The sequence below is a fragment of the Dehalobacter sp. CP genome, from assembly GCF_047652685.1.
GTDB lineage: Bacteria > Bacillota > Desulfitobacteriia > Desulfitobacteriales > Syntrophobotulaceae > Dehalobacter.
In genome coordinates this window covers 2,270,627-2,296,394 of record NZ_CP157399.1, presented here as the reverse complement: position 1 = coordinate 2,296,394, position 25,768 = coordinate 2,270,627, and the positions used below count along the sequence as shown (strand labels likewise).

General features: G+C 39.9%; 27 protein-coding genes and 1 pseudogene. 21 read left to right on the top strand and 7 right to left on the bottom strand.

Annotated elements, in window-relative coordinates; translation table 11 throughout:
* Positions 1–93: 93 nt before the first annotated feature.
* From sppA to AAH944_RS11350, 4 genes are read left to right on the top strand one after another with little or no spacing between them, the layout of a single operon-like run.
* On the top strand, positions 94–1,074 hold the full coding sequence (sppA, locus tag AAH944_RS11365; RefSeq protein ID WP_415534991.1) for a signal peptide peptidase SppA: 981 nt from the start codon (positions 94–96) through the stop codon (positions 1,072–1,074).
* Between the two features lie 17 nt (positions 1,075–1,091).
* Positions 1,092–1,646, top strand: a complete 555-nt coding sequence (locus AAH944_RS11360) for an RDD family protein (RefSeq protein WP_415534990.1) — start codon at positions 1,092–1,094, stop codon at positions 1,644–1,646.
* Positions 1,636–2,283 carry a pentapeptide repeat-containing protein gene (locus AAH944_RS11355; protein WP_415534989.1) on the top strand — a complete coding sequence of 216 codons (648 nt, stop codon included), beginning with the start codon at positions 1,636–1,638 and terminating at the stop codon, positions 2,281–2,283. Before AAH944_RS11360 ends, AAH944_RS11355 begins: the two co-directional genes overlap by 11 nt.
* A gap of 54 nt (positions 2,284–2,337) precedes the next feature.
* Complete coding sequence (locus AAH944_RS11350; RefSeq protein WP_415534988.1) at positions 2,338–2,706, top strand: YccF domain-containing protein; 369 nt, start codon at positions 2,338–2,340, stop codon at positions 2,704–2,706.
* 316 nt (positions 2,707–3,022) lie between these two features.
* On the opposite strand, the gene AAH944_RS11345 is transcribed toward AAH944_RS11350, so the two are convergent.
* The gene (locus AAH944_RS11345; protein WP_415534987.1) at positions 3,023–3,733 is read right to left on the bottom strand and encodes a Crp/Fnr family transcriptional regulator; all 711 of its coding nucleotides are present in this window, start codon (positions 3,731–3,733) and stop codon (positions 3,023–3,025) included.
* A 167-nt stretch (positions 3,734–3,900) separates the two neighbouring features.
* On the opposite strand from AAH944_RS11345, the gene AAH944_RS11340 reads away from it, so the two are divergent.
* From AAH944_RS11340 to AAH944_RS11310, 7 genes are all read left to right on the top strand, one after another.
* Complete coding sequence (locus tag AAH944_RS11340) at positions 3,901–5,235, top strand: reductive dehalogenase (protein ID WP_415534986.1); 1,335 nt, start codon at positions 3,901–3,903, stop codon at positions 5,233–5,235.
* A 30-nt stretch (positions 5,236–5,265) separates the two neighbouring features.
* Complete coding sequence (locus AAH944_RS11335) at positions 5,266–5,568, top strand: dehalogenase (RefSeq protein WP_415534985.1); 303 nt, start codon at positions 5,266–5,268, stop codon at positions 5,566–5,568.
* A gap of 30 nt (positions 5,569–5,598) precedes the next feature.
* On the top strand, positions 5,599–6,873 hold the full coding sequence (locus AAH944_RS11330) for a 4Fe-4S binding protein (protein ID WP_415534984.1): 1,275 nt from the start codon (positions 5,599–5,601) through the stop codon (positions 6,871–6,873).
* Positions 6,874–7,333: 460 nt separating this feature from the next.
* The gene (locus AAH944_RS11325) at positions 7,334–8,002 is read left to right on the top strand and encodes a Crp/Fnr family transcriptional regulator (RefSeq protein ID WP_415537863.1); all 669 of its coding nucleotides are present in this window, start codon (positions 7,334–7,336) and stop codon (positions 8,000–8,002) included.
* Positions 8,003–8,130: 128 nt separating this feature from the next.
* On the top strand, positions 8,131–9,435 hold the full coding sequence (locus AAH944_RS11320; protein WP_415534983.1) for a reductive dehalogenase: 1,305 nt from the start codon (positions 8,131–8,133) through the stop codon (positions 9,433–9,435).
* Positions 9,436–9,465: 30 nt separating this feature from the next.
* Positions 9,466–9,768, top strand: coding sequence for a dehalogenase (locus AAH944_RS11315; protein WP_415534982.1), 303 nt, complete (start codon positions 9,466–9,468; stop codon positions 9,766–9,768).
* Positions 9,769–9,816: 48 nt separating this feature from the next.
* On the top strand, positions 9,817–11,082 hold the full coding sequence (locus AAH944_RS11310) for an FMN-binding protein (RefSeq protein ID WP_415534981.1): 1,266 nt from the start codon (positions 9,817–9,819) through the stop codon (positions 11,080–11,082).
* 269 nt (positions 11,083–11,351) lie between these two features.
* On the opposite strand, the gene AAH944_RS11305 is transcribed toward AAH944_RS11310, so the two are convergent.
* Positions 11,352–12,098, bottom strand: a complete 747-nt coding sequence (locus AAH944_RS11305) for a Crp/Fnr family transcriptional regulator (protein WP_415534980.1) — start codon at positions 12,096–12,098, stop codon at positions 11,352–11,354.
* 268 nt (positions 12,099–12,366) lie between these two features.
* Between AAH944_RS11305 and AAH944_RS11300 the strand changes: the two genes are divergently transcribed.
* From AAH944_RS11300 to AAH944_RS11290, 3 genes are read left to right on the top strand one after another with little or no spacing between them, the layout of a single operon-like run.
* Positions 12,367–13,656 (top strand): reductive dehalogenase, encoded by a 1,290-nt coding sequence (locus AAH944_RS11300; protein ID WP_119776297.1) that lies wholly within the window; start codon positions 12,367–12,369, stop codon positions 13,654–13,656.
* Between the two features lie 18 nt (positions 13,657–13,674).
* A complete protein-coding gene (locus AAH944_RS11295; protein ID WP_415534979.1) occupies positions 13,675–13,977 on the top strand; it encodes a dehalogenase in 303 nt (100 codons plus the stop codon).
* 34 nt (positions 13,978–14,011) lie between these two features.
* A complete protein-coding gene (locus AAH944_RS11290) occupies positions 14,012–15,268 on the top strand; it encodes a 4Fe-4S binding protein (RefSeq protein ID WP_415534978.1) in 1,257 nt (418 codons plus the stop codon).
* 300 nt (positions 15,269–15,568) lie between these two features.
* Here the strand turns inward: AAH944_RS11290 and AAH944_RS11285 are convergent, their stop codons facing one another.
* The 4 genes from AAH944_RS11285 to AAH944_RS11270 are packed head-to-tail and all read right to left on the bottom strand — an operon-like array spanning position 15,569 to position 18,314.
* On the bottom strand, positions 15,569–17,014 hold the full coding sequence (locus AAH944_RS11285; protein ID WP_415534977.1) for a reductive dehalogenase: 1,446 nt from the start codon (positions 17,012–17,014) through the stop codon (positions 15,569–15,571).
* 13 nt (positions 17,015–17,027) lie between these two features.
* Positions 17,028–17,336, bottom strand: coding sequence for a dehalogenase (locus AAH944_RS11280; protein WP_415534976.1), 309 nt, complete (start codon positions 17,334–17,336; stop codon positions 17,028–17,030).
* Between the two features lie 50 nt (positions 17,337–17,386).
* Positions 17,387–17,578 (bottom strand): hypothetical protein, encoded by a 192-nt coding sequence (locus AAH944_RS11275; protein ID WP_415534975.1) that lies wholly within the window; start codon positions 17,576–17,578, stop codon positions 17,387–17,389.
* A gap of 40 nt (positions 17,579–17,618) precedes the next feature.
* A complete protein-coding gene (locus tag AAH944_RS11270; protein WP_415534974.1) occupies positions 17,619–18,314 on the bottom strand; it encodes a Crp/Fnr family transcriptional regulator in 696 nt (231 codons plus the stop codon).
* A 765-nt stretch (positions 18,315–19,079) separates the two neighbouring features.
* On the opposite strand from AAH944_RS11270, the gene AAH944_RS11265 reads away from it, so the two are divergent.
* The 6 genes and pseudogenes from AAH944_RS11265 (at position 19,080) to AAH944_RS11240 (ending at position 24,807) form a co-directional block, all read left to right on the top strand.
* Complete coding sequence (locus AAH944_RS11265) at positions 19,080–19,757, top strand: Crp/Fnr family transcriptional regulator (protein ID WP_415534973.1); 678 nt, start codon at positions 19,080–19,082, stop codon at positions 19,755–19,757.
* Between the two features lie 213 nt (positions 19,758–19,970).
* Positions 19,971–20,781, top strand: a pseudogene (locus AAH944_RS11260) (reductive dehalogenase); the annotation flags it as partial.
* 368 nt (positions 20,782–21,149) lie between these two features.
* Positions 21,150–21,842, top strand: a complete 693-nt coding sequence (locus AAH944_RS11255; RefSeq protein ID WP_415534972.1) for a Crp/Fnr family transcriptional regulator — start codon at positions 21,150–21,152, stop codon at positions 21,840–21,842.
* A 249-nt stretch (positions 21,843–22,091) separates the two neighbouring features.
* Positions 22,092–22,403 (top strand): dehalogenase, encoded by a 312-nt coding sequence (locus tag AAH944_RS11250; RefSeq protein WP_415534971.1) that lies wholly within the window; start codon positions 22,092–22,094, stop codon positions 22,401–22,403.
* A gap of 15 nt (positions 22,404–22,418) precedes the next feature.
* Complete coding sequence (locus AAH944_RS11245) at positions 22,419–23,810, top strand: reductive dehalogenase (RefSeq protein ID WP_415534970.1); 1,392 nt, start codon at positions 22,419–22,421, stop codon at positions 23,808–23,810.
* A 310-nt stretch (positions 23,811–24,120) separates the two neighbouring features.
* Positions 24,121–24,807, top strand: a complete 687-nt coding sequence (locus AAH944_RS11240; protein WP_415534969.1) for a Crp/Fnr family transcriptional regulator — start codon at positions 24,121–24,123, stop codon at positions 24,805–24,807.
* 34 nt (positions 24,808–24,841) lie between these two features.
* On the opposite strand, the gene AAH944_RS11235 is transcribed toward AAH944_RS11240, so the two are convergent.
* Complete coding sequence (locus tag AAH944_RS11235) at positions 24,842–25,183, bottom strand: hypothetical protein (RefSeq protein WP_415534968.1); 342 nt, start codon at positions 25,181–25,183, stop codon at positions 24,842–24,844.
* Positions 25,184–25,450: 267 nt separating this feature from the next.
* On the opposite strand from AAH944_RS11235, the gene AAH944_RS11230 reads away from it, so the two are divergent.
* Entirely contained in the window at positions 25,451–25,768 is a 318-nt protein-coding gene (locus AAH944_RS11230) for a dehalogenase (protein WP_131929308.1), read from the top strand.

Here is a 25,768-nt window from a genome sequence, read left to right as displayed (position 1 = left end):
TTGCATAGAATAACATCTAGGAGATACAAAATCATATCCAATCATATCCAATCTTAATTTACGATCAATGTTGAAAAACAGTAGGAGGAGAGTATGAATAAAAAACGCTGGATTTCTATCGCGGTTATCATTGTTTTGCTGGTGGTATATGTACAGACAGATGTTATTTCCGGGGGAACAAACATGGGGAAATTGGAAAAATCCCTGTTGCCTTCAGAATCCTCATTCACCACCGGGACTTATCAGGAAGGAACCGGTAAAACGATTGCGCTGATCAACGTCAACGGAACTATTCAGTCCACAAGTGATTCATTGTCATCCACCGATACCTATAATCACCAGATATTTTTACAGGAAATTGAAGATGCCTTTACTAATCCTGAGATTCAGGCGGTTGTCCTGGCTATTGATTCGCCTGGCGGCGGGGTATATGAAAGTGATGAGATTTATCAAAAACTGATCAGCTTAAAAGAAAAATACCCAAAACCTTTGGTTGTTTCGATGGGGACATTGGCAGCCTCAGGCGGTTACTTTATTTCGATGCCTGCGGATGAAATTTTGGCGACTCGGGATACGCTGACCGGATCCATCGGCGTCATTATGAGCACGTATAATTACAGCGAGCTGGCAAAAAAATTGGGTGTTGACGAAATTGTCTTCAAAAGCGGTAAAAACAAAGACATCATGAATCCGATGCGTGAAGCGACAGAGGAAGAAAAGCAGATCATGCAGGGAATCATTGATGAGTATTATGGCTATTTTGTCGATGCAGTGGCTAAAGGAAGAAAAATGGACCGTCAGGCCGTCATCAAAGTCGCCGATGGAAGGGTTTATACAGCGACACAGGCCAAATCGCTGGGCCTCATCGATCAGATCGGCGATCTGGATGGAGCTATTGCCGAAGCAGCAAAAATGATTAACGAAAGTGATCCCAACGTTATCCAATATCAAAATGAAACGCTGTTTGATTTGAATCGGCTCTTTTCCATGGTGTCGCCCCAACTTGATTTCTTGGGGATCAAACAGGATTTGCAGGACAGCGCGGTACCTACCGTGATGTACCTGTATCGCTAAAGGAGCGTGAATCATCCATGGATATTGATCATATTACAAACAGCGGTGATCAGACAGCAGAAAGTGCAAATACAGTGGAAAGTGTCAATGTGGTAGATTTAAGAGTCGTTGGTTTTTGGACCCGATTCTGGGCCTTTGTCATTGATCTGGCAGTCATTGCAATGAGCAGTCAGATATTTTTCCGGGTTATATGGCCGGCAGGTCTTGAAACGACAACCATTAAATCATTTGTCCTGATCAATGCACTCTTTCCGGGCATCTGGGGAAGTATATATTTCGTTTTGCTGACGATGTATTTCGGACAAACGCTCGGGAAAATGATCATGGGAATTAAAGTTGTAAGCAAAGATGGAAGCCCTCTCAGCTGGTCTGCGGTGGCCATGCGGGAAGTCGCCGGGAGAACACTGGCACAGCTGCTCGGCACCTACTTGGGTTATTTGATTTGCGCATTTCATCCTCGAAAACAGGCCTTGACCGATATCATCGGCGATACCTATGTGGTTTATGCTGAGGATAAAAAGAGGGGCAGATGGGTTCAGATCCCGGTAGTACCGAGTACCAATGCAGAATAAGCAATTTTATGCGACCCGCCCAATATTTGATAACGAACTGGAACCTGCCACGTTATTAAGAGAGAATATCACGGATGAAGCAATGTTTTCCTACGTGGAAGTGAGCGACTGCACGCTCGATCATATTGAAGCGGACCGGATCACGTTTAAACAAGTCGTCTTCCAAAAAGTCATGTTTACTGAAGCAGCCTTTCCGCGTGCCGACCTGATGAATGTCCGGTTCCAGAATTGTGATTTGTCTAATGCTGACTTTAGTGAAGCGATCCTGCATCGCGTTGAGTTTATTAACTGTAAGCTGATCGGGATTAATTTAAGTGAAGCCACGCTGCGGGATGCGACCTTCGAAAATTGCAATGGCCAATATGCTTTTTTCAGTTATGCGAATTGCAAACAGGTATCCTTTCTGCAATGCCAGCTGGCCTTCGCGGATTTTAAAAATTGTGCATTTACGAAAGTCGAGTTTCCGGATTCCAATCTTCGTCAGACGCAATTCAATTTCACCAAGCTGAAAGGGATCGACTTCACCAGCTGTGATATTGAAGGGCTGGGTGTCAACTTTGCCGACGTGAACGGAGCTGTCGTCAATGCGATGCAGGCTGTTTCTCTGGCCAGCTTGTTCGGACTTGTTATCAAATAAGCAGAACGAGGGCTATAGGCTTATACGTTCAATGAGGATTGGAGGAAAACAAAGATGAACTTCATTGGCAATCTGATTTGGTTGATATTGGGCGGCATTATCGGAGCAATTCTATGGTTTATGGCAGGATTGGTTTTATGTGTCACAATCGTCGGCATTCCTTTTGGCCTTCAGTGTTTTAAAATATCCCTGCTCGTTTTGTGGCCATTCGGCAAAGAAGTTATCCTTGGCAGCTTTGGGGTTGGGGGATTACTTTTGAATATTCTCTGGCTGATTTTCCTGGGATGGGAGCTGGCCGTACATCATTTAATTATCGGCCTTATTTTCTGCATCACCATCGTCGGCATTCCGTTTGGGCTCCAGCATTTTAAGTTTGCTCAGCTGGCTTTGGTTCCCTTTGGTGCAAAAATCGTGGACAAATAAACAATTTTCATTGGTATCCTGATTAATAATGCAGTATAAAAGAACGTCTTTGCCATTCTCCGAATATTTACTTTATCGACAGCGCGGTTCATAACCCGCTGTTTTTCACTTTGTTGAGCGAGGCTTTTCGACGTCCAAGGATGGCAAGGAGCGGCTTGCGAAGGAGGGCGCAATGACGAAAAGCAGTTAGGGTAAATAGACAGGCTGCGTGGTTTATCATGACTTATTTTTATGGCCTGTTGGCAGAATGGTACGCTTATGACGGGAAAATAGAGTTCTCAAATTTATTAAATGCTTTTATGAAACCAATAGAAATTTATAATTGCGTATAGATACTTGTTTGATAGTCTCTTAACTTCTGAATATCTTTAATATAGTAATACCCGTTGGTCTGCTCTATTAGCTTTAATTCCTTTAACTTTTTAATATTCCTTAATGTCGTTATTCGATTTATACCAAGAAGATTGCTAATAAACTGCTGGCTGATCTTAATATTTAACTTAATTTTTGTGTCTTCTTCCACTCCGAAATTTTCGGCAAGTGTTAAAAAAATGTTGCACATCCCCCATTCGGTATCATGATAAAGCAATTCATCAATATGATTCATATTGGAATAAAATTTCTTTGTGAGGGATTGCAAGAGAAAAAGCGTTACATTTAAGTCTGTTGACAAAAGACCCAATAGATCTTCTTTTCTCATAAAGACTAGCGTGGTATCCACACTTGCTTTAAAGTAACAAAAAACCGGAACATTGAAAAGAACATTGGACTCCAAAAAAATACTACTCTTCTCAAGAATGCATATGATCCGTTCATTTCCTTTAGGAGAGAATTCAGAAGCAATGACTCTGCCTTCCTTGACAAAATAAAATCCTTCCATGACGTCTCCGGGAGACGCAATAACTGAATTTTTTTTAAAGAATAATTCCTTGCCATTTTCAGTCAGTGCTTTAGAAAAATTATCAAGCTTGTAGATTCTTGAAAATTCTTCAACGGGTGAGTATTTCATAAAAATCAAACTCCCCAATATTTAATAGTACTTTCCCTTCCTGCATTAATATTATTACACACTAATTATACTTTTATCAAAATAAATAAAATGCAGTCCAGACTACATTTGTAGTGTGGACACCTACTTTAAATTTTGAGACATGATAATTTATGGGTAGAAATATTTTAGGGAGGAGATGCACTATGGATCTAAACAATGAAAAAACTGAAAGCACAAAGCAAGAAAGTACAAAACAAGAAAAGGCCTTTTCTCAAAAATTTAGCAGACGAGGTTTCTTAAAAACCTCAGTCGGAATGGGGGTTGGGGCAGCAGGTGCAGCTATGTTAGGTTACGATGGCATAGCCAATGCTGCAGAGGTCGTACAGCATGATTCATTTCCAGTGGAAGTTTCCGCAGATTACAAACAGTATGATCAAAAAAATCAAGTGATTATGCGTGCTCTTATGGGAGATCCGGCAGTCAAGACTTCATTTGAGACGTATTTCGGGAAACACAATGCGTTGATACCGATAAATACCGGGGACGGTTATGGCAGACTTGAAGAAGCTATGGTAGCCGGCGCCTGGGGTGTAGAAGATGGACTCAATGGTTATCATGCACCGGGTTTTGCCAGTCAGGGACTCTATGAATGGAAGCCCTCACAAGTTAGCGGCAAAGTAAACCCTGATAAATACACTTTTGAGAACCCTGAAGCAGCAAGTCAGGCTGTAAAAAGAGCCGCAAAATTTTTTGGCGCAAGTTTAGTCGGGATAGCCCCGTATGACGAGCGGTGGGTACTTTCACATGTATTCGATATGCAAAAACTGGATAGCGTGCCCAATGAGTTCCCGTTTAAACCTACAAATGTTATTGTTATGGCCATTGAAATGGATTATCAGGCTTTTGAAGCTGCCCCGACTGCTCTCGAACTTGTTGCTACCGGAAATATTTATTCTAATATGGGTGTATTAGTGAATAAGGTCTCTCATTTTATAAGAAGCTTAGGTTATCAGACCATACCGTGCGGCAATGATACTGCTTTAAGTGTTCCTCTGGCTATTCATGCCGGATTGGGAGAACTTAGCAGAATAGGGATTCTTATCACTCCGGAATTTGGACCGAGACAACGGTTATGCAAAATATTTACCGACTTGCCTTTGGCTGTTGACAAACCGATTACTTTTGGGGTTACAGAATTTTGTAAAACCTGCAGGAAGTGCGCCGACGCTTGTCCTTCGCAAGCGATATCGCATGACAAAGAGCCAAGTTTTAAAACGATAACAATCTCCACAAATGGCGGTGCAAAAAAATGGGCGTGCAATGCTGAAAAATGTTTGAAACAGTGGGCAGATGCCGGCACTGACTGCGGAATTTGTATCAAAGTATGTCCGTACAACAAACCGAATGAATGGCATCATGACTTAGTGAAACTGGGGACAAAGACACCCGCGAGACCGATTCTGAGGTTCTTTGATGATCTGTTTGGATATGGAAAAGCAACGGTTCCTGATGCAGTAAAAGAATTCTGGAAAAAATAAGAATGTATTTGTGAGAAAAGGAGAGATAATATGATAATATTTTGGATGTTCCTGGGAGCACTCATCGCGTCATCTTTTTGGTTTGTCTATATCAAATTTCAGGCTGCAGGCAAAATGTCCGTAGCTCGCTGGATTTTAACGTCCATATCTGTACTATGGGGAGCTTTTACGCTGGCTTGGATTGTCAGCAGCATTGCTGAAGGTGAGATGCAGGCTGCCGGTATGGGGCTGTTAATCTTCGGAGCCATTCTTCTTGGACTAATTATCCTTACAGTGCGGTTAAATTCTTTAATATCCTCAAAAAAGAAAGCCAATAAAGTAGAGGCCGCATAATACAGTAAGGCAGATCTTACAGGAGCTGAAATGAAAAACTTAGCAAATAAAATCATCTTGTTTGCAGCAGCTGCCGTATTCCTCATAACGTTAGGTTTCAGCTGGACTTATACAGATCATGATATGATCCCATTTATGAATCAAGTTTTTCCGGAAGCGCAATCTTTTCAAAAGATTGCGTCTTCCCCTGTTATATACGAAGGAAAAACGAAAGATCAAAACGATGAGGAAGAAAAAGTTGGTTACGTCGTAATCGAGCAAGCTGCTGCCTATGGCGGTCCGATCAAAATGGTCACCGGAATTGACTTGCAAGGAAAGATTGTAGGGACGGTTATCGCCGCCCATAAGGATACGCCATCCTTTATTGATAAAGTCATCGACCAGAAATATCTGGAGAGATTCATCGGAAAAGATATCACGGACCCTTTGTGGATTGACAAAGATGTTGACCGTATATCGGGCGCTACTTTTTCTTCCCGCGGGATTGCCAAGGCTATTTCCCAGGGCAGCCATGCCGTAGCCAGGGAGCAATTCGGGATGGATGTTAAGGATGAAGTTCAACCGTTTAAGTTCGGGTCAAAGGAAATTGCCGTCATCGCTTTGGTCATCCTGACGGTGATTGGTGTCACATTCAAACAAAGAAGACTGCGATGGGTTGCCCTGATAGGCAGTCTGGTCTTCATTGGGTTCCAATACAACACATCGATTTCCCTTGCCAACATTGCCGCACTTCTCATGGGGAATTTCCCGTCTATCCGTGAAAATTTGGTTTGGTATATCCTTTTAATCGGAATCCCGGTGATCACCTTTATAATAGGAAAGAATGTTTACTGTTTCTGGCTTTGCCCGTTTGGCGCCTTGCAGGAAATCACGGCAAAAGTAGGCGGCGGTAAATTTAAATGCTGCAATAAAGCAATTGAAGCAAGAGCGGCTAAATTAAGGTATATCCTCATCTACCTGGCACTCATAGGTGCGTTCCTGACGAAGTCGCCGAGTTTTGCCGGTTATGAGCCATTCGCCACTTTGTTTGGCCGGCAGGGGTTTGGTATCCAGTGGCTTATTTTACCGGTCGTGTTTTTCACATCTTTCTTCATCAGCAGGTTCTGGTGCAGATTCTTTTGTCCAGGCTTGATACTCAATGAACTAATTTTGCGTCCCAGGAAATATATCATGGGGATTCTGAAAAAAGGAATCCCAAAAAAAGGGAAATTAAAAAAGGTTCCGGGGATCAAAGGAATCGAAGCAATTGAAGGAATTGAATTAAGATCTGCAAATGAATTGAATAAGATCGAGGTCAAAGAATGAAAAGCAAATTAAGTATGGGAGATATAGTATTTATCTTATTGATTTCGGCTGTCGCCATCATGATTGTGATAAGTGAATGGCAGGCTTTCCAAGCTATTTCTTAAACAAATATCTCAACTTCTCTATGACCTTGGCATTTAGCCTTGGTCATTTTTACGTTGGCGAATTTCAGGATTCCAGATAAAGGGTATAACGGATCAAAAGCCAGGGTCGTTAGTTATCTGGACTACTAGTTAATCTCTGTATTTTGCTATATTCTGAATGTTAGGCAGGATTATACTATTTCTTAAAATATTCTGAGTGACCTTACCACGATTTTATAGACACCCGGAACGCGTGATAAAATAAATCACGGAGGTGTCCAAAATGAGAACATTTGATAAAAACTGATCTAAGATAGAGACTCTCCAATTTGATTTTCTGAAAATTGGTCTTAGGGGGTGAATTAATTTTGAAAGAAATGTTTTCTAGCATCCTCGGATCACAAAGAGTATCAAAGACTTTAATTGAAGCGGGAGAGAAAGTATTTTACAAAAAAAATACAACGATAGCTTCGCCAGGCGAAATCATTGACAAATTTTATTATATTTTAAAGGGAAGGGTATTATGTATAGAATACTCTCCTGAAGGTAACGAAAAAATAGAATTCATTCTTGAAGATGGAAGTATTTTCCTAGAGTCTAATCTGCTTTTCGATGTTCCGGCTTTTACATACTTCAAAGCAGTTGAAGATTCTTATATAATTCATCTATCCAAAAATAAACTTATGGAATTAATATTGAATAATCTGGATATATCATTATTTATTATGGAATCATTGACAAAGAAATTTTTTTCAAGCATGTCTCGGATAGAAGAATTACTTTTTCATGATGTTGAATGGAGAATATGCAATCTTTTTATATCAATGGCCAAATCTTATGGTATCGAAACAGAAAACATGATTAAATTGAATTTCAAAATCAGTCACCAATTTATTGGCCATTTACTCGGGATCAATAGGATCACCAGCATCAAAATTATCAAAAAGCTTAAAGGTATGAATTATATTGAGCAAATTGACGGCTACTACTATATTAAGGATTTAAACGGACTAGAACAGTACCAGGCAAGAAAAAAGATTAAATAATTTTCTTATAAAATACGATTTCAGATATACGAACTAGTAATTTGGGTTCACCACGGTAATCCAGACTACTGGTTCTCTTTTTTTCTCCATGGTATTTTGAATAAAATAAGAAAAAAGGAGGCAAAAACATGACTTTGGTCAAAGTGGATTCTGATGGAAAAAAGTTAAGGCTGAGTAGGCGGAGCTTCTTGAAAAAATCTATAGGAATGGGGGTTGGGGCAGCCGGTGCGGCTTTGTTAGGTTACGAGCTTCCTGGGGTAAACAGCGTAGCGAATGCTGCAGGCATTGAACAACATGATACGATGCCGATGGAGATTTCGAGTGATTACAAACGTTATAATCAAAAGAATACTGTGTTTATGAGAGCTTTTCGCGGGGATCAAATTGTTCAAGCAGACTTTTTTAAGTATGTCGGGAAAAAAACCGGTGAAATCCCTCAAGAAGGCGGAGAGGGCTGGGGCCAGCTTGAATATGCTATGGATGATGCAGCTTGGTCCGTTGAGGATGATGTCAATGGCTATCATGCTCCTGGATTCGCAAATTTAGGATTATATAACTGGGAAGGAAAAGTAAGTCCTAATGCTTACAAATTTCAAACGCCTGAACTTGCAAGCCAAGCGGTAAAAAAGGCAGCCACCTTTTTTGGAGCAGATTTAGTAGGAATCGCACCCTATGATGATAGATGGGTCTACACGGATGTTATCACTGACCCGAAGACGGCGACTTTAAAACCAAATGTCTTCCCGTTTGAACCGACAAACGTAATCGTAATGGCTTTTGAAATGAATTATGAAAGTTTTCAAGCTGCTCCGGCCCTGCTTGAAGGTGCTTCTGCCGGCAATATCTACTCCAATATGGGTGTAACGGCTCATAAGGTGGCAACTTTCTTGAGAAGATTAGGTTATCGGGCCATACCTTGCGGCAATGATACAGCATTAAGTGTTCCCTTGGGCGTTCACGCAGGATTAGGAGAACTTAGCAGAATTGGGATCCTCATTACGCCTAAATATGGACCAAGAGTCAGATTGTGCAAAATCTTTACCAATTTGCCGTTAGCTGTTGATAAACCGATTACTTTCGGGGTTGCAGAATTTTGTAAGACCTGCAGGAAGTGCGCCGACGCTTGTCCTTCACAAGCGATATTGCATGACAAAGAACCAAGTTTTAAAACTATAACGGTATCCACAAGTGGCGGTGTAAAAAAATGGGCTTTAAATGCCGAAAAATGCTTGTCCCAATGGGCACAAGTTGGAACTGACTGTGGAATCTGCGTTAAAGTATGTCCATATAACAAACTTGATGAATGGCACCATGATTTCGTGAAGCTGGGAACAAAAACTCCAGCCCGGCCTATTTTAAGGTTTTTTGATGATTTGTTTGGATATGGGAAGGTAAGCGTTCCAGATGCGACAAAAAATTTCTGGAATAAGTAAGAATATTTCATTGAAAAGAGGAGAGCTAATATGATCATATTCTGGTTAATTCTAGGTGCACTCATGGTATCATCTATATGGTTTGTATATATCAAATTTCAGGCTGCTGGCAAAATGTCCGTAACCCGCTGGGTTTTGACTTCCATATCCGTACTGTGGGGAGCCTTTACCCTGGCCTGGATTGTCAGCAGCATTGCTGAAGGTGAGATGCAGGCTGCCGGTATGGGACTGTTAATCTTCGGAGCCATTCTTCTTGGACTAATTATCCTTACAGTGCGGTTAAATTCTTTGATATCCTCAAAAAAGAAAGCCAATAAAGTAGAGGCCGCATAACATCAGGGTAAGGCAGGACCTTTTGACAGGAGCAAAAATGAAAAAATTATGAAAAAATTTTTAAGTAATATTATTGTTTTTGTAGCAACAGTTATATTCCTCCTAACGTTGGGTTTCAGTTGGACTCATACAGATAACGATATCATACCGTTTATGAATCAAGTTTTTCCGGAAGCGCAATCTTTTCAAAAGATTGCGTCTTCCCCTGTTATATACGAAGGGAAAACGAAAGATCAAAGTGGTAAAGAAGAAAAAATAGGTTACGTCGTAATCGAGCAAGCTGTTGCTTATGGCGGGCCGATCAAAATGGTCACTGGAATCGACCTCAAAGGAAAAATTGTCGGGACAGTTATCGCCGCCCATAAGGATACGCCGTCCTTTATTGATAAGGTCATCGACCAGAAATATCTGGAGAGGTTTATAGGGAAAGATATCACGGACCCTCTGTCGATTGATAAAGATATAGACCGTATATCGGGCGCTACCTTTTCTTCCCGCGGGATAGCCAAAGCGGTTTCCCAGGGCAGCCATGCCGTAGCCAGGGAGCGATTTGGGCTGGATGTGAAGGATGAAGTTCAACCGTTTAAGTTCGGGTCAAAGGAAATTGCCGTCATCGCTTTGGTCATCCTGGCGGTAATTGGCGTCGCATTCAAACAAAGAAAACTGCGCTGGATTGCCCTGATAGGCAGTTTAGTCTTCATTGGCTTTCAATACAACACATCGATTTCCCTTGCTAACATTGCCGCACTATTAATGGGGAATTTCCCGTCTATCCGTGAAAACCTGGTTTGGTATATCCTCTTAATCGGAATCCCGGTGATCACCTTTATCTTAGGAAAAAATGTTTACTGTTTCTGGCTTTGCCCGTTTGGCGCTTTGCAGGAAATCACGGCAAAAGTGGGCGGCGGTAAATTCAAATGCTGCAATAAAGCAATCGAAGCCAAAGCGGCTAAAATAAGATATATACTCATCTACCTGGCACTCATAGGCGCATTCCTGACGAAGTCCCCGAGTTTTGCCGGTTATGAGCCATTTGCTACTTTATTTGGACGGCAGGGGTTCGGCATCCAATGGCTTATTCTACCGGTCGTGTTTTTTACTTCTTTCTTTATCAGCAGATTCTGGTGCAGGTTTTTCTGTCCGGGACTCATCATCAATGAGATCATCTTGCGTCCCAGGAAATATATCATGGGGATTTTAGAAAAAGGGATTCTAGAAAAAGGGACACTGAAAAAGGTTCCGGGAATTGAAAGAACCCAAGGAATCGAAGGAAGATCTGCAAATGAATTGAATAACATCGAGGTTAAACAATGAAAAGCAAATTAAGCATGGGGGATTTATTATTTATTGTATTGATATCGGCTGTCGCTATCATGATTATGATAAGTGAATGGCAGGCTTATCATGCTGTTTCTTAACAAATATTTTGACTTATGTTTGTAATAATATGAAACATCGCATATAAGCAATACTCCAAAAAGTAAGTTTATTAATAATATAAAATTCACTATAGCCCTGGCTTTCAGCCTTGGTTATTTTTTCATTGGCGACTTTTACGGGGGATGGACAGTATCAGCTACCATTTAAGTCGTAATTTTGGCCTGATGGTTTTTTAGCCGTTGCAAATCTTTAATAAAATAATAGCCGTTTGTTTGCTCGATTAAATTCATTTCTTTTAATTTATTGATCACCTTTATGGCCGTACCTCTATTGACACCCAGCATGTCACTAATAAACTGCTGACTGATTTTAATATTCAGCTTTATTTTATTTTCTATTTCTATTCCAAAATTATCGGCAAATGTTAATAATAGGCGGCATAGTCTCCATTCTGAGTCATGAGCCAGCAGTTCAGTGAAAAAATAACCACTTGCTAAAAATTTGCAGGTAATCGATCGTAACATTAATAGCGTTACATCAAAGTCGGTTTGTAACAAATTCAAAAAGTTTTCTTTCTTAAAAAAAAGTAAATGCGAAGGCTCCATGGTTTTGAAATAACCATCACTAGGAATACTGAAAATTGCGTTGGCTTCCAAAAAGATACTTCCCTTGTCTATAAGGCCACATACATATTCATCACCATTTGTAGAGTATACACAAGATTTAACCAGTCCATCTTTTAGATAATAAAATCCATCGGGGACATCTCCGGCAGAAACAAGTATCTTATTTCTGGCAAAGAAAACTTCTTCTCCTACGTCCAATAATTTTTGAGAGATATTAGAAAGTTTGATGATTTGTGTAAAATTATCTTTTCTAATTTCTTTCATAAATGGCACACTCACCTTCGATAGATTTTCCTGAAATTCATCTAGGGTATAAAGCATCATAATTTCGTTGTTAGAGGATATTTCTTTAATATGATCCTGCAATATTGTTTTGACAATATTTAGTGTACACCAATTTTTTGTCAGAGACCAGCCTAATTTTTTTTATTACGCTTGATTCTCCCTTTTAATATTAAAACAACTAATTCTATTTTGTCCTAAAATTTAATTAATGTTGTATAGTGAACATCTGTTGAATAGAGATCTATTCATTATATTTTATTTTATCTATGATATTTGTAGTTCAAATATTTTAAGGAGGAGATAAGGTATGATTCCTGAAAATGACAAAGAGAAAAAAACTCAGAAGAAAAAAACCTTTTCCAAAGAATTTAGCAGACGCGGTTTTTTGAAGACCTCTCTAGGAGTAGGGGTTGGAGCAGCAGGTGCCGCATTGTTCGGTTCTGAACTGCTGGGAAGTAATAGCATCGCCAATGCACAAGTTGTCGAGCATGATGACATGCCGGTGGAAATCTCCAGTGACTACAAACGGTATAGCATGGCTTCTCAGGCTCCGATTGGTGCTGTCTCTGCAGAATATGCCGGAAAAAGGTTTGGGACAATACCTCAAGAAGGAGGAGAGGGCTGGGGACAGCTTGAGTTCGCCTTTGATCATGCCTGCTGGTCGATTGAAGAGGATATCAATAAGGGTCTGGGCGCTCCGGGTTTTCAATCGCAAGGGTTATTTACTTGGGAAGGTGAAGTAAACCCCAACAAGTACCAATTTGAAAGCCCCGAAGCTGCGAGCGCGATCATCAAAAGAGTAACAAAATTCTGGGGATCATGTAAGGTCGGGATTGGCCCTTATGATGAACGGTGGCTCTTTTCTGAAGTTCTCGATCTCGCAACGGGTAAACCTGTTCCAAATAAGTTACCGTTTACGCCTACAAATGTTATTGTGGCGCTTTTTGAAATGGATTATGACTGCTATCAGACTGCCCCGGCTTTGCCCCAAGGGGCTGCTTCCGGCAATGAATACTCCGATGCGGGTGTTCTCCTCCATAAGTTGGCTAAATTTATCAGGACATTAGGCTACCAGGCCATACCTTGTTCCAATGATACGGCTTTAAGTATTCCCTTGGCAATTCAGGCCGGCCTAGGGGAGATCAGCAGAATCGGTATTATGGTCACTAAGGAATATGGGCCGAGAGTGCGGATATATAAATTGTTCACGGATATGCCATTGGCTATTGATAAACCGGTTACCTTCGGAGCGATGGAATTCTGCAAAACCTGCATGAAATGTGCTGACGCTTGCCCGTCACAAGCCATATCCCATGATGTAGAACCAAGTTTTAAAACATCTTCCATAACGAATCCAGGAGTCAAAAAATGGGCTCAAGATGGCGTGAAGTGTATGACCCAATGGTCAAAAGTCGGTACTGACTGCGGTATTTGTATTAAGGTCTGCCCTTACAACAAACGCCAGGAATGGCATCACGACTTAGTAAGGTTGGGCACAGAAACACCTGCAAAACCCGTTCTGAGGTTCTTTGACGATTTGTTCGGTTATGGTAAGATTTCTGTTCCGGATGCAATAAAGGAATTCTGGAATAAATAAGAAAAGAGGAGAGGTAATATGATTATTTTCTGGTTAATCTTGGGAGCACTCATGGCATCATCCATATGGTTCGTATATATCAAATTCCAGGCTGCAGGAAAAATGTCCTTAGCCCGCTGGATCTTAACGGCAATATCCGTGATCTGGGGAGCATTTCTCCTGGCTTGGATCGTCTACAGCATTGCCGAAGGTGAGATGCAGGCTGCAGGCATGGGGCTGTTAATCTTCGGAGCGATCCTTCTTGTCTTAGTTATCGTTACGGTACGGTTAAATTCTTTAATACCCTCCAAAAAGAAAGCTGATAAAGTAGAGGCCGCATAATTTCAGTCAGGCAGACCTTTAACAGGAGCAAGAAATGAAAAACTCAGCAAATAAAATCATTGTGTTTGCAGCAGTTATATTCCTCATAACGTTAGGTTTCAGCTGGACTCATACAGATAACGATATCATGCCTTTTATGAATCAAGTTTTTCCGGAAGCGCAATCTTTTCAAAAGATTGCGTCTTCCCCTGTTATATACGAAGGGCAAACAAAAGATCAAAACGGCAGCGAAGAAAAAATAGGCTACGTCGTAATCGAGCAAGCGGTTGCTTATGGCGGTCCGATCAAGATGGTTACCGGAATTAACCTGCAAGGAAAAATTGTCGGGACGGTTATCGCCGCACACAAGGATACACCATCATTTATCGATAATATTCTAGATCAGAAATATTTGGAAAGATTTATCGGAAAAGACATCACAGATCCTTTATCCATTAACAAGGATATCGACCGGATATCGGGCGCAACCTTTTCTACAAGGGGGATAGCCAAAGCGGTTTCCCAGGGAAGCCATGCCGTAGCCAGGAGCGAGTTCGGGCTGAATGTTAAGGATGAAGTGGAACCGTTTAAGTTCGGATCCAAGGAAATTGCCGTCATAGCGTTGGTCATCCTGATGGTGATTGGCGTGGCATTCAAACAAAAAAAATTACGCTGGCTTGCCCTTTTAGGAAGTTTAGTCATCATTGGTTTCCAATATAATACGCCCATTTCGCTTGCAAATATTACCGGACTTCTCATGGGGAATTTCCCGTCTATTCGTGAAAACCTCGTTTGGTATATCCTCTTAATCGGCATCCCGGTGATCACCTTTATCTTAGGAAAGAATGTTTACTGTTTCTGGCTTTGCCCGTTTGGTGCTTTGCAGGAAATCACGGCCAAAGTAGGCGGCGGCAAATTCAAATGCTGCAATAAAGCAGTCGAAGCCAAAGCGGCTAAAATAAGATATGTACTCATCTACCTGGCACTCATAGGCGCATTCCTGACAAAATCACCGAGTTTTGCCGGCTACGAACCTTTTGCTACTTTGTTTGGCCGGCAGGGGTTCGGCATTCAGTGGCTTATCTTGCCGGTCGTGATTTTTAGTTCCTTCTTTATCAGCAGATTCTGGTGCAGGTTTTTCTGTCCGGGCTTGATACTCAATGAGATCATTTTGCGCCCTAGGAGATATATTATGGGGATTTTAGAAAAAGCCAAATTGAAAAAAGTTCGGGGAAGTAAAGGAATCAAAGGAATCGAAGCAATTGAAGTAAGATCTGCAAATGAATTGGATAACATCGAGGTAAAAGAATGAAAAGCAAATTAAGCATGGAGGATTTATTATTTATCTTATTGACTTTGGCTGTCGCCATCATGATTGTAATAAGTGAAGTTCAGTCTCACCATGTTATTTCTTAATAAATATTTAGATTCTTCGCCCCGTCTACACACGGATCCGCTAAAAGCGGATCAATCACGTTAGCCATAGCCACAAAAGAACTGGTGACAGTTTGATAGACTGTCACCAGTTCTTTTAGAAGATAAAGTCCTCAAAAATTACGCCTTAAAATCGTTCCGATTAACTGGATACGTTGAGAATTGCTTCACGTCATACTTATAAAGCTCCGGAAGCTCCGTGAGTTCCGTGAGTTCCGTGAGTTGCAGCAGGTGCAGCAGAGTTAATGCGTTTGAGAGTTGCTTCAACGTCATACTTATAAAGTTCCGGATACTCCAGCCACCACTTATATTTCTCAATCTGTTCCGTGCCGTATCCGAACATATCATCGATACCTTTAAGCAATTTTGAAGCATTCTCTCCTTTACTGCCAATCCACAAGCCAGCTTCATGGAACCAAGAATCTTCTTTGGAGTTCCAAGGACATACTTTCACACATCTTCCGCAGCTGACGCCTTCATCGTTAGCAGCGCGGAATACCGTACACTTCTTAGAATCAGTATTCCAACGGAGATAACCATTGTGCGGTACAGGGTCATCATCAAAGCTAATAGCTTGAGAAGGACAGTTATCCGCACACTTTTTACATACTCTGCAGAAATCCTGCAGACCAAAATCAATCGGTTTATCCGTTGCCAAAGGCAAATCCGTTGTAACTGCTGAAGTTTTATGACGGAAACCAATACGAGGATGAAGAGCAGTATCAACTGTCCTGGTAAGTTCACCCATTCCGCAGGCAATCAGACAAGGTGGAATAAGAACCTCGTAATTCCCAAAATGATGGGCCCTGGCATGATAACCCAACTGACGAATATAACTTGCCATGATGATTGCCGCATTGGCAGCGGCATGGTAACACCGATTCGATTGGGTGACACCCATGGCGTCATATCCTGTTGAACCCAACCAAGTTTCCAAATGCATCTCTACAGCCATACAAATAACGTAAGGCATTTTATCTGTGATAGGCACCTTTCCAAATGGTGTATTGATGGGAACAGCTTGCATGAGATATGCGGCTAAGGGCGGTTCCATGTTACTTTCGTAATAAGCAAAATCAGGCATATTGCCGATACCTACTTCGTCTGCTCGAAGGTAATAGGCGAAATCTTTAATATGCTGGGACATCTGTTCAGGGTCTGGTATAGGCAATTTATGCGGATTTGGCTCTCCTGTAAGCATAGATATACCTGAGACTGCTCCAATAGCACTTGCAAACGGTAATGCCATAGGATGTCTAAACAGTGTAGTAAAAAGTCCGGCCCTTGCTTTATCACCCAATTCTCCTGATACAGCCAGGGCAAATCCGGCATCTTTCTCATTGGTTTGCTTCACTTTTCCAACAATCTTGGTTGTCCCCAGCCATTGATCGTTATTTTCGACATAACGGACGGATGCACCGCCATAATTCGCTTTAGGACGCAATTTTGACCATTGTCCTTTGGTGGTCTGATAGTCCAAACTAGGTGATGCTACCGCTGCGTTGGCGATCTTGGCGGGTGCCGCAATCGCACCCATGACGCCCATTGCAGTGGCTGCTACCCCGGTTTTCAGAAAACCACGGCGGCTTATTCCTTTTTCTTTATTTTCTGAATTTACGGACATTAATTTTCCTCCTCTAAGCCTCGATTGATTCATTGACCTTTTTATTGATACGGATAAACCCTAAGAAGCGCGCCAGCACTATTGCCATTATGATCGAAATGCCTCCGAATAGGAAAATTGCCGTGCTGGATGCCTTAACGTGTCCTACGCTAGCATTAATGTAAACAAAGGAAATCCCCATCCAAGTAACGGCATACCAAATAACATATAAGGACCAGTTCAGTACCGTTTTCCACATTAGATCCTTTTGGGCGCGAGGTCTAATCCAAAGTATCCCCGCTAAAAATAACACACCGGCAAGAAAAATTAAGAATGTACTCATAAATCCACCTCCTTTTAGATATAAGTCTACTGATTTATCCGGTGGGAATGTTAATTTAAATTAACATTGCTAATATTTTTCAGGCCTGTGCACATAAAAAAAATCTCCCGGATTTCTCCGGAAGCACTATCCTGAACTGTTGTAATATAGGATTTGGTAACTGCCTGATTGATGAGATCTACCTCTTTCATCATCTGACTAGTCTTAATAATACTTTTGGTCTGACCTACGACACCCTTCAAAATTGGTTGTTGCAAGAATATATTATAAGCCTTGTTTTTTCTAAAAAAGATGTTTCTCAAATGTTAGCTCTTTTAATCTATCTAAATCATGGATAATGATTTTGCCTTTCTTTTTCTCAATAATCTTTTGCTTTTCCAAATATCCTAATACTTTGGATATCGTGACATGATGGACTCCTGAGATTTCAGAAATAGTTCTCTGAGACAATTCGAGACGGATTTCATATGAATTTCCTACGGGTATTCCGTTGGAAATGCATAGACCGTAAATCAGTCTTACTATCCTGATCGTCGGATTGTATAATTCCATTTCAACTGTTTGCATCATATAATAAAGGCTTTTAGAAAAAGTGTTCTTTAAGATTTCAAAAAATATATCATCATCTATTTGAAATATTACTTTGAGCTGCGCCTCCGTGAAAAAACATACGCTGCATTTTTCTATAGTAGTTATATAGGAATTATCATGTTTCATCGGAAAGAGCTTGCACAGGATTCCATTTTTGCCGCAAAAATAATGCAATATTTCCCTGCCGTCCTCTGTTACCATTTTGTTTTGGACTTTTCCTGAAAGCACATAGATTAGCATCGGCTCCCTATCCCCTGGTAAAGTAATAGCGCTCCCTTTTGCATAGGATTTCACAATTCCTAGATGGGTAAATTTTTGCAGTCTCTCGACAGGGTAAAATGTGTCAGGAATGGTTCTTGACACCTCATCAGAAAAATCGTATTTCATACCTTCTTCGCCCCTTCCCATATATACCTCTAGTAATTTACTTTATGGTCATTTAAATGATAAAGGTTTTTAGTTTAGTTTATACTAGATTTCAAATTATACCATATCGATTTAACCTTTCAATTTCCCCTTAATATTTTTGAACCCAACGATTAGAATTGTAAAATTGATTTATAATCTTTGTGTGTTTCCAAGGATACCTGTCAATAACCATATTGAAGCGAGCATGCTGCCATCTTATAATACAATAGTGGATATAACCGGAGTCCATTATGTGACGGTCTCTAAGGTATTTTGTATCTTGAAAAAGCAGAAAATACTAAAAAGGAAGAAGGAAAAATTGCTGATATATGATAAAGAAAAACTAAAAAAGTTAATGCAACAAACACAGATATTTAAACATGAAAGCACTTGTTAAGACAGATATTTTATTCCCCGTTTAGTGATATGGACTTCGAAAATTTGAAAGGCTATAAGATCAAGGTCTTCCGTTAAGTAAATACAACGAAAATAATCGCAGAGGACTGACCTTTCATATTAGGGAACAGTTCTCTATTTTTAGATAATCGAGTTACTTTAATCATACAGAATTAACAAAATGTTATATAAAATTTTAAGGAGGGGATATAGATCATAATATTTTTTATGTTATGTAGCATGCGCCAACATTATGAGTTTTTAAATTATGATAATATTCATATAACAAGTCGGAGGCCGTAGAAACAAAAAGGACAATAGAATGAAATTTTTAGGGGAATAATAATTATGGAAAAAATTTTTAACAACAATTATATTTTACCGAATAATTTTTATCCAATAAATAAGTTAAAAAATTATCTCAATATGGGGATTGTCCGAAATTACCAAAAAGGAGATTCCGTTGTTTCACCCGGAGAGATCATCGATAGCGTTATTTATGTTATTTCAGGAAAATTAGGTATTACCTTTCTAACTGAGGATGGAAAAAAAAGGATGATGTTCCATGCTGATGCTGGCACGTTTGTTGATCGATTATTTCAGTCTGATGATTGTCTCGTTGATGTTGTTTCAGAAGAAGAGAGCGTTGTATGCTATTTTTCAAAAGACCAGTTGCTTGAGATGTTTCAGCAGGATAAGGAAGTTCTCTGTGAATTTATTACGAGTTATGCATCAAAATGTGGGTATTTTATGCATGAATCTAAGGAAATGGCGCTCTATAATCCTTCGGTTCGGGTTCTGCGATTACTTTATAAGCTTTGCCTTACTAAAGGAGAGTTAGTTAACAATGTTTATGAAATTAATATTAAGTTGTCGCAAAAGGCTATTTCTGAAATGACAGGTGTCCATTATGTGACTGTCTGCAAAATATTCCAAAATCTAAGAGAAAAGAACATTTTGCGTAAAACATCCAATAAGATTATAATCTTTGACTTAAAAAGACTTAAAGATCTGATCAGCAACTGACGAACCTTTCGTCAGTTATTTCTGGGTTTGGGACAAAAAGAAGAGGTGCTTGGAGAAGCACCTCTTTTACAGTATCTTTTCATGCAAAAAAAGTTAATATGGATTGTACGAACGATATAAAAAATTTGAAAATTTATAATTCATGCACGGTTGCTAGGTTTTATCGGTGTGAAAAAAACGGGAAACGCAAGTTCACAACAAGCTTGATTGGGAGGGAAAATGCCGGAATATGCATATTATTCCTACCATGTAGAAGATCCTAAAGGCCTATTTAAAAAGCCTTGGGAACAATGTGTCGCCCCGGTAACTGAACGCCTTCCTTATGTTATTTCGTTTATTATTGACCAGCATTTGGAGACGATGTCGGGTTCCACAGGGTATGACCAAATCAGTGGTACGCAGTCCTACAAGTGAAACAGCAGGTGTTGCTGTTGTCTTGGCTCAATACATCCGAAAACTTGGTTATAATGCCAGGGCTCATCATGCTAAAAATTCTCTAATGGTTTTTACTCCTGCCTTTATAGCTAGTGGGTTAGGGGAACTATCCCGTACAGGTGATACTTCAGTCCATCCTAAATTTGGATTCCGCCATAAAGGTGCTTGTGTTACTACGGATCTGCCGCTTGCTCCCGATAAGCCAATTAATTTCGGTTTACAGGATTTTTGCAAAATATGTAAAAAGTGTGCGGAAAACTGTCCAGTCCAAGCAATTACACATGATGAGAGTCCTGTTGAATATAATGGATACTTGCGTTGGAATAGTGATTTCAAAAAGTGCTCGGATTTCCGGGCAACAAATGAAGAAGGTAATTCCTGCGGTCGCTGTATGAAAGTCTGCCCCTGGAACTCCAAGGAAGATTCATGGTTCCATCAGGCTTGGATCGGAAGCCAAAATGAAGCATCAGCCAAATTGCTCAAATCGGTTGATGACATGTTTGGCTATGGTACGGAACAGATCTTAAAATACAAATGGTGGCTGGAGTGGCCTGAACTGTTATCAATTCCGGATAAAATGCCATTCTGATAACCAGACCTGAATTATAATTAATGGCTCTATATCAAACGTTGGAATAACCTAAATAAGAGTAAATAGTCCGATATATGCTGGTAATAGTCAGATAGACCGTTACCAGCATTTTTATAATTGATAAAAAAGTTTGATAAAAGGTTATTGTATTCTAATATCGCAAATTCTATAATAAAATTATGATTTTCGGCATGTATGGAAATTGAAAAAAAACAATATATGAAGTTATTATTCCGTTTATTTATCGTATCTTAACACAGTTTACTAACAAAAAAATTTAATACATGCGCAAACAAATAAGATTATTTTTTAAGGAAAATATATAAATTAATAAGAAAGTATATTATTGGGGGGGTTAGAAAGCCATGGAATACGATTTTTTTAATGAATTGACAAGAACAATTCCTGACACATTCTATCCCGTTGAAAAATTGCAAAGATTTGTCCATTTAGGAGTTGTGAAATCCTATGCCAAAGGAAGTGCCGTTATTTTACCAGGGGATGAGTGCATGCTAATCTATGTACTTTCGGGAAAAATCCAGCTCAACATGGTTACAGAGGAAGGTAGGCAAAGGTTGGTATATTTTTGCGGCAAAAATGGAGTCATGGATAGGATTTTTCAGCTGAATAATGATAATGCCTACGCGACTGCAATAGAAAAATGCAGAGTGTGTTTTTTTTCAAAGGAGCAGCTTTTAACAATTTTTCAAACTGACAGTGATTTATATTTTGAAATTATGAAAAATCTTTTTGCCAAAGGCATTTATTTTATGAAACAGACCGTTGAAATGGAATTATACAATCCTACGGTCAGAATTGTAAGACTTCTTTATGGTCTATGCATATCTAACGGAATACCAGTAGGGGATTCATATGAAGTCCGTCTTGAATTGTCTCAGAAACAAATTTCTGAAATATCAGGAGTCCATTTTGTTACAGTATCTAAAGTATTAGGATATTTAATAAAGCAAAAAATTATTGAGAAAAAAAAAGGCAAAATCATTATCCATGATTTAGATAGATTAAAAGAGTTAACATTTGAAAAACGTCTTTTTTAAAGATAGTAACATATAGATACAAATTTTTCTAAAACACTATATCTGCAATAAACAAACCCTCATGGATTTTTGTTCCTGAGGGTTTGTTTATTACAGATATCAAAAAATATAAATTTATTTATATTTTATTTATCGGATTTATAACTAATTACAGAAGGTGATGATACGAAAAATTTATTAATGCTTAGTTCATACTAAAATTCCTATCAAGTAAATCTTTAAAATTATATTAAAAGGGAGGTGAAGATAATGGGTACATTCTTAATTTTTATTGCCGGTGTGTTATTTTTAGCGGGGATTCTTTTTATTAAACCTCGCGCCAAAAGGGACTTAATGTGGAAAACAGTACTGAACTGGGCCTTATATGTTATTTGGTATGCCATCACGTGGATGGGGGTTTCCTTTGTTTACATTAACGCATCGGTCGGCCATGTTAAAGCAACAAGTACGGCTATATTCCTGTTCTTAGGGATATCAGTGGTGCTTGCTGTCGTTCAGGCACGGTTGCTAGGTTTTATCGGCGTGAAAAAAACGGGAAACGCAAGTTCACAACAAGCTTGATTGGGAGGGAAAAAATTGAGTAACGAACAAAAACAGCAGTTAAAGATAAACCGGAGAAATTTCCTGAAAGCCGGTGCTGCAGCTACTGCTATGGGAGTTGTTGGGGCGCTGACAGCACCTGCCAAGGTCGCCAGTGCGGCGGGCGAGACGTTTAAGTATACACCCGCACCCAAAGGTCAATGGTCCAAACTACATCCTGTTCATGATATGGGCAGCGTCTCACTTCGTTTTGTAGAACAAAACGACCAGTGGCTGGGAACTACTAAAATTGTCGGACCGATAAAGAGAACTAGCCAATACGACAGCGGGTTTGATCGTTGTGCTGAGGGAAAAGTCAGTGAAAGGGGACAATTGGGACTCTACAATCTTATACCCAAAGACCCCATGGCCATGGCGATAGTTATGAGCACCGCCCTACCGAAACCCCTCGTGGAAGGTCCTGTTGCTCCTGTGAAAACGGAAATCCCTGATCCAGAACAAATGTCGATGCATATCAAAGACCTGGCTTATTTTTTAAGAGCCGACGATGTGGGAATCGGCAAGATGCCGTCGTATGCTTACTATTCCGAAAAGGTAATATATGAACCGTTTCCCGGAAGAGAATTGTTAGAGTTGCCCAGGGAAAAGTGCGTCAAACCGATGACTGAACCGGACATGCCATATGCTATTGTGGTTATGGTCGATCAGAATTTGAAAACAACGCTCGCTTCCACAGGTTATGATGCCATCAGCCTCTCCCAATCTTTCCTGGGATATCATTCAACAGGAATGATTTCTGTTATCATCGCTCAATATATCAGAAATCTTGGTTATAACGCCCGGGCGCAATACGCTGTGGATTATAACGCAAATATGCCTCCGGTTATTATAGCGGCAGGATTGGGTGAATTATCACGCACAGGTGAGTGTACCATTCATCCCCGTTTGGGATTCCGCCATAAGGTGGCTGCTATTACAACAGATTTGCCGCTTGCTCCGGATAAACCCGTTGATTTTGGCCTTCTTGACTTTTGCCGTATCTGTAAAAAATGTGCCGACAATTGTCCTTCCGGCGCTATTTCACTCGATGATGATATGAAAGAAGTGAACGGTTACCTGCGTTGGACCACCAATGCAGACAAGTGTGCCGAATTCCGGGCAAGTAATGAAGAAGGTGCATCCTGCGGGAGATGCATGAAGGTCTGCCCGTGGAATTCGAAGGAAGATTCATGGTTCCACCAGGCGGGAACTTGGTTTGGAAGCCAGACTAAAACCTCTGCGTCGATGCTGAAAGCCATTGATGATATGTTTGGATATGGCACCGAGCAGATCGAGAAATATAAATGGTGGCTTGAGTGGCCGGAAAATTACAAACTGCCTCCCGTAAGCATTCTAATCGCGCCGCTGCCGTCTCATGGAGTTCTATAAACTTTAATTTTCCAAAGGTATCTCTGAAAAATTAATGAATGCAATAAAAAAGCTGTTGTACGACGAACGAAAAAGCTGGGCGTCAACAGCTTTTTTATATCGAGACTGAGTTAAGAATATGTGCAGAAGTTATTGATAGACAAACCCTCATGGATTTTTATTCATGAGGGTTCGTTTATTTCAGAAAAATGATCTGAATTATACTTTATGCAAACAAATTATACTTTTTTAGAATATGGTGGATCAAAATATGATAGAATTTTAATATGATGTGGATTCGGTGAAAATCTTGGTGAAGGGGGAAAAGTGGATGGAAGAAAACGAAAAATGTGGAGGGGCTATTCCGGATACATTTTTTGAAGTTGAAAGGTTGCAGGAATTTATTAATTTGGGGACTGTAAAGACTTATGCTAAAGGCAGTGCTGTCATGTGGCCGGGAGACAAATGTTCTTCACTCATCTATGTGGTCTCCGGAAGGCTAAGAGTAAATAAGCTACTCGATGACGGCAGGGAAAGGCTTGTTTACTTTACCGGAAAACATGGCTTAGTGGGCAAGTTATACGAGACCTGCAATGATAGTTATGCGATCGCGCTTGAAGACAGTAAGGTTTGTTTCTTCTCAAAAGAACAGCTTAAAAAAATTTTCAGCTTGAATGATGAAATCCCCTTCGACATCATAAGAAACTACTTATCAAAAACTTCTTATTACATGAAGCAAGCTGCAGAGATAGATTATTTCAATCCAGCAGTCAGGATCGTCAGGCTGTTTTATGAACTCTATATTGCCAATGGCGTAAAAACCGGTGATCATTATGAAATTAACATTCAATTATCTCTAGAGAATATTTCTGAAATAACGGGGACGCATTATGTCACCGCTTCCAAAGTAATAGGCTGGTTAAGAAAAAATAAAGTGATGGAAAAAAAGAGAAAAAAAATTATCATTTATGATGCAGAAAAACTGAAAATGATGACTCAGGGGACACATGTTTTTTAATCGTCTAAATCCTTAGCAATTATTTTGCTGTTATTTAACGTTCAATCGGATTGTTTTGGGAAATCATAATGTCCATTTCAAAGCACTCGCCCTCTTTTTTTCCGAGGGCGTTTTTAAATTGTTCTTGGAGCTTCGGGTCACCGAGGGTATATTTAAAATCTGCCATACATAATTCCGGGACAATTTGCCTCTCATAATGTGCATTTACTGAGACGATGATTTCGTCACCTATGGAAATAGGCTTATTTTTTTTTGCCCATCGGTAGGACATGTTAGAAATTGCTTCGGTTACAGCAGTGTCCAGATCAGCCTCTGAAAACATAGGTTCAGGTCTAATATTTAAGCCCTTATATTGCCCCAATTGAAATTGATGCATTTTTCAGAACCATCCTTTTTGTACGCGTTATCAGTACGCGTTATCATACCTATTGTAACAAACGGGATCTCTCATATTTTTAGCAGGAATTAAAATTCAGATATCTATATGAACGGATGTTGTAATCTATCAGAAAGACTTCACGAAGAATGAAAATAATCAAATTTAGCACTAGCTAAAGTTTTTGGGTATTCAGTTTGGTACTTTTAGTTTAGTGGTAGTGAATGTACGTACAAAAAACTACAAAATTTTATGGAGGTGGGTCTTTTGGGCGTATTCTTAGTTTTTATTGGCGGAATTGCTTTCTTAGCCGGTATTTTAGCGCTAAAACCATTTATGAAACGCGAAAATAAAATAATGACGGTCCTCAACTGGTCTCTTTATGTCATTTGGTACTTGATTACATGTACAGGCATCTCATTTGTTTTTCTGAATAGCCGTGTTGGTCACGTCAAAGCTACAAGTACGGGAATATTCTTATTCTTTGGTCTGTCCATTATCTTTGCGGTTATTCTGGCGAGGCTCCTGGGTTTCCTCGGGAAAAATGGATTAAGCCTAATGAAACAAATGAAGGAGGCAAAATAG

Coding starts and splice junctions, on each gene's coding strand:
- sppA (WP_415534991.1), top strand. CDS start 94: ATGAATAAAAAACGCTGGATTTCTATCGCGGTTATCATTGTTTTGCTG.
- AAH944_RS11360 (WP_415534990.1), top strand. CDS start 1,092: ATGGATATTGATCATATTACAAACAGCGGTGATCAGACAGCAGAAAGT.
- AAH944_RS11355 (WP_415534989.1), top strand. CDS start 1,636: ATGCAGAATAAGCAATTTTATGCGACCCGCCCAATATTTGATAACGAA.
- AAH944_RS11350 (WP_415534988.1), top strand. CDS start 2,338: ATGAACTTCATTGGCAATCTGATTTGGTTGATATTGGGCGGCATTATC.
- AAH944_RS11340 (WP_415534986.1), top strand. CDS start 3,901: ATGGATCTAAACAATGAAAAAACTGAAAGCACAAAGCAAGAAAGTACA.
- AAH944_RS11335 (WP_415534985.1), top strand. CDS start 5,266: ATGATAATATTTTGGATGTTCCTGGGAGCACTCATCGCGTCATCTTTT.
- AAH944_RS11330 (WP_415534984.1), top strand. CDS start 5,599: ATGAAAAACTTAGCAAATAAAATCATCTTGTTTGCAGCAGCTGCCGTA.
- AAH944_RS11325 (WP_415537863.1), top strand. CDS start 7,334: ATGTTTTCTAGCATCCTCGGATCACAAAGAGTATCAAAGACTTTAATT.
- AAH944_RS11320 (WP_415534983.1), top strand. CDS start 8,131: ATGACTTTGGTCAAAGTGGATTCTGATGGAAAAAAGTTAAGGCTGAGT.
- AAH944_RS11315 (WP_415534982.1), top strand. CDS start 9,466: ATGATCATATTCTGGTTAATTCTAGGTGCACTCATGGTATCATCTATA.
- AAH944_RS11310 (WP_415534981.1), top strand. CDS start 9,817: ATGAAAAAATTTTTAAGTAATATTATTGTTTTTGTAGCAACAGTTATA.
- AAH944_RS11305 (WP_415534980.1), bottom strand. CDS start 12,098: ATGATGCTTTATACCCTAGATGAATTTCAGGAAAATCTATCGAAGGTG.
- AAH944_RS11300 (WP_119776297.1), top strand. CDS start 12,367: ATGATTCCTGAAAATGACAAAGAGAAAAAAACTCAGAAGAAAAAAACC.
- AAH944_RS11295 (WP_415534979.1), top strand. CDS start 13,675: ATGATTATTTTCTGGTTAATCTTGGGAGCACTCATGGCATCATCCATA.
- AAH944_RS11290 (WP_415534978.1), top strand. CDS start 14,012: ATGAAAAACTCAGCAAATAAAATCATTGTGTTTGCAGCAGTTATATTC.
- AAH944_RS11285 (WP_415534977.1), bottom strand. CDS start 17,014: ATGTCCGTAAATTCAGAAAATAAAGAAAAAGGAATAAGCCGCCGTGGT.
- AAH944_RS11280 (WP_415534976.1), bottom strand. CDS start 17,336: ATGAGTACATTCTTAATTTTTCTTGCCGGTGTGTTATTTTTAGCGGGG.
- AAH944_RS11270 (WP_415534974.1), bottom strand. CDS start 18,314: ATGAAATACGATTTTTCTGATGAGGTGTCAAGAACCATTCCTGACACA.
- AAH944_RS11265 (WP_415534973.1), top strand. CDS start 19,080: ATGGAAAAAATTTTTAACAACAATTATATTTTACCGAATAATTTTTAT.
- AAH944_RS11255 (WP_415534972.1), top strand. CDS start 21,150: ATGGAATACGATTTTTTTAATGAATTGACAAGAACAATTCCTGACACA.
- AAH944_RS11250 (WP_415534971.1), top strand. CDS start 22,092: ATGGGTACATTCTTAATTTTTATTGCCGGTGTGTTATTTTTAGCGGGG.
- AAH944_RS11240 (WP_415534969.1), top strand. CDS start 24,121: ATGGAAGAAAACGAAAAATGTGGAGGGGCTATTCCGGATACATTTTTT.
- AAH944_RS11235 (WP_415534968.1), bottom strand. CDS start 25,183: ATGCATCAATTTCAATTGGGGCAATATAAGGGCTTAAATATTAGACCT.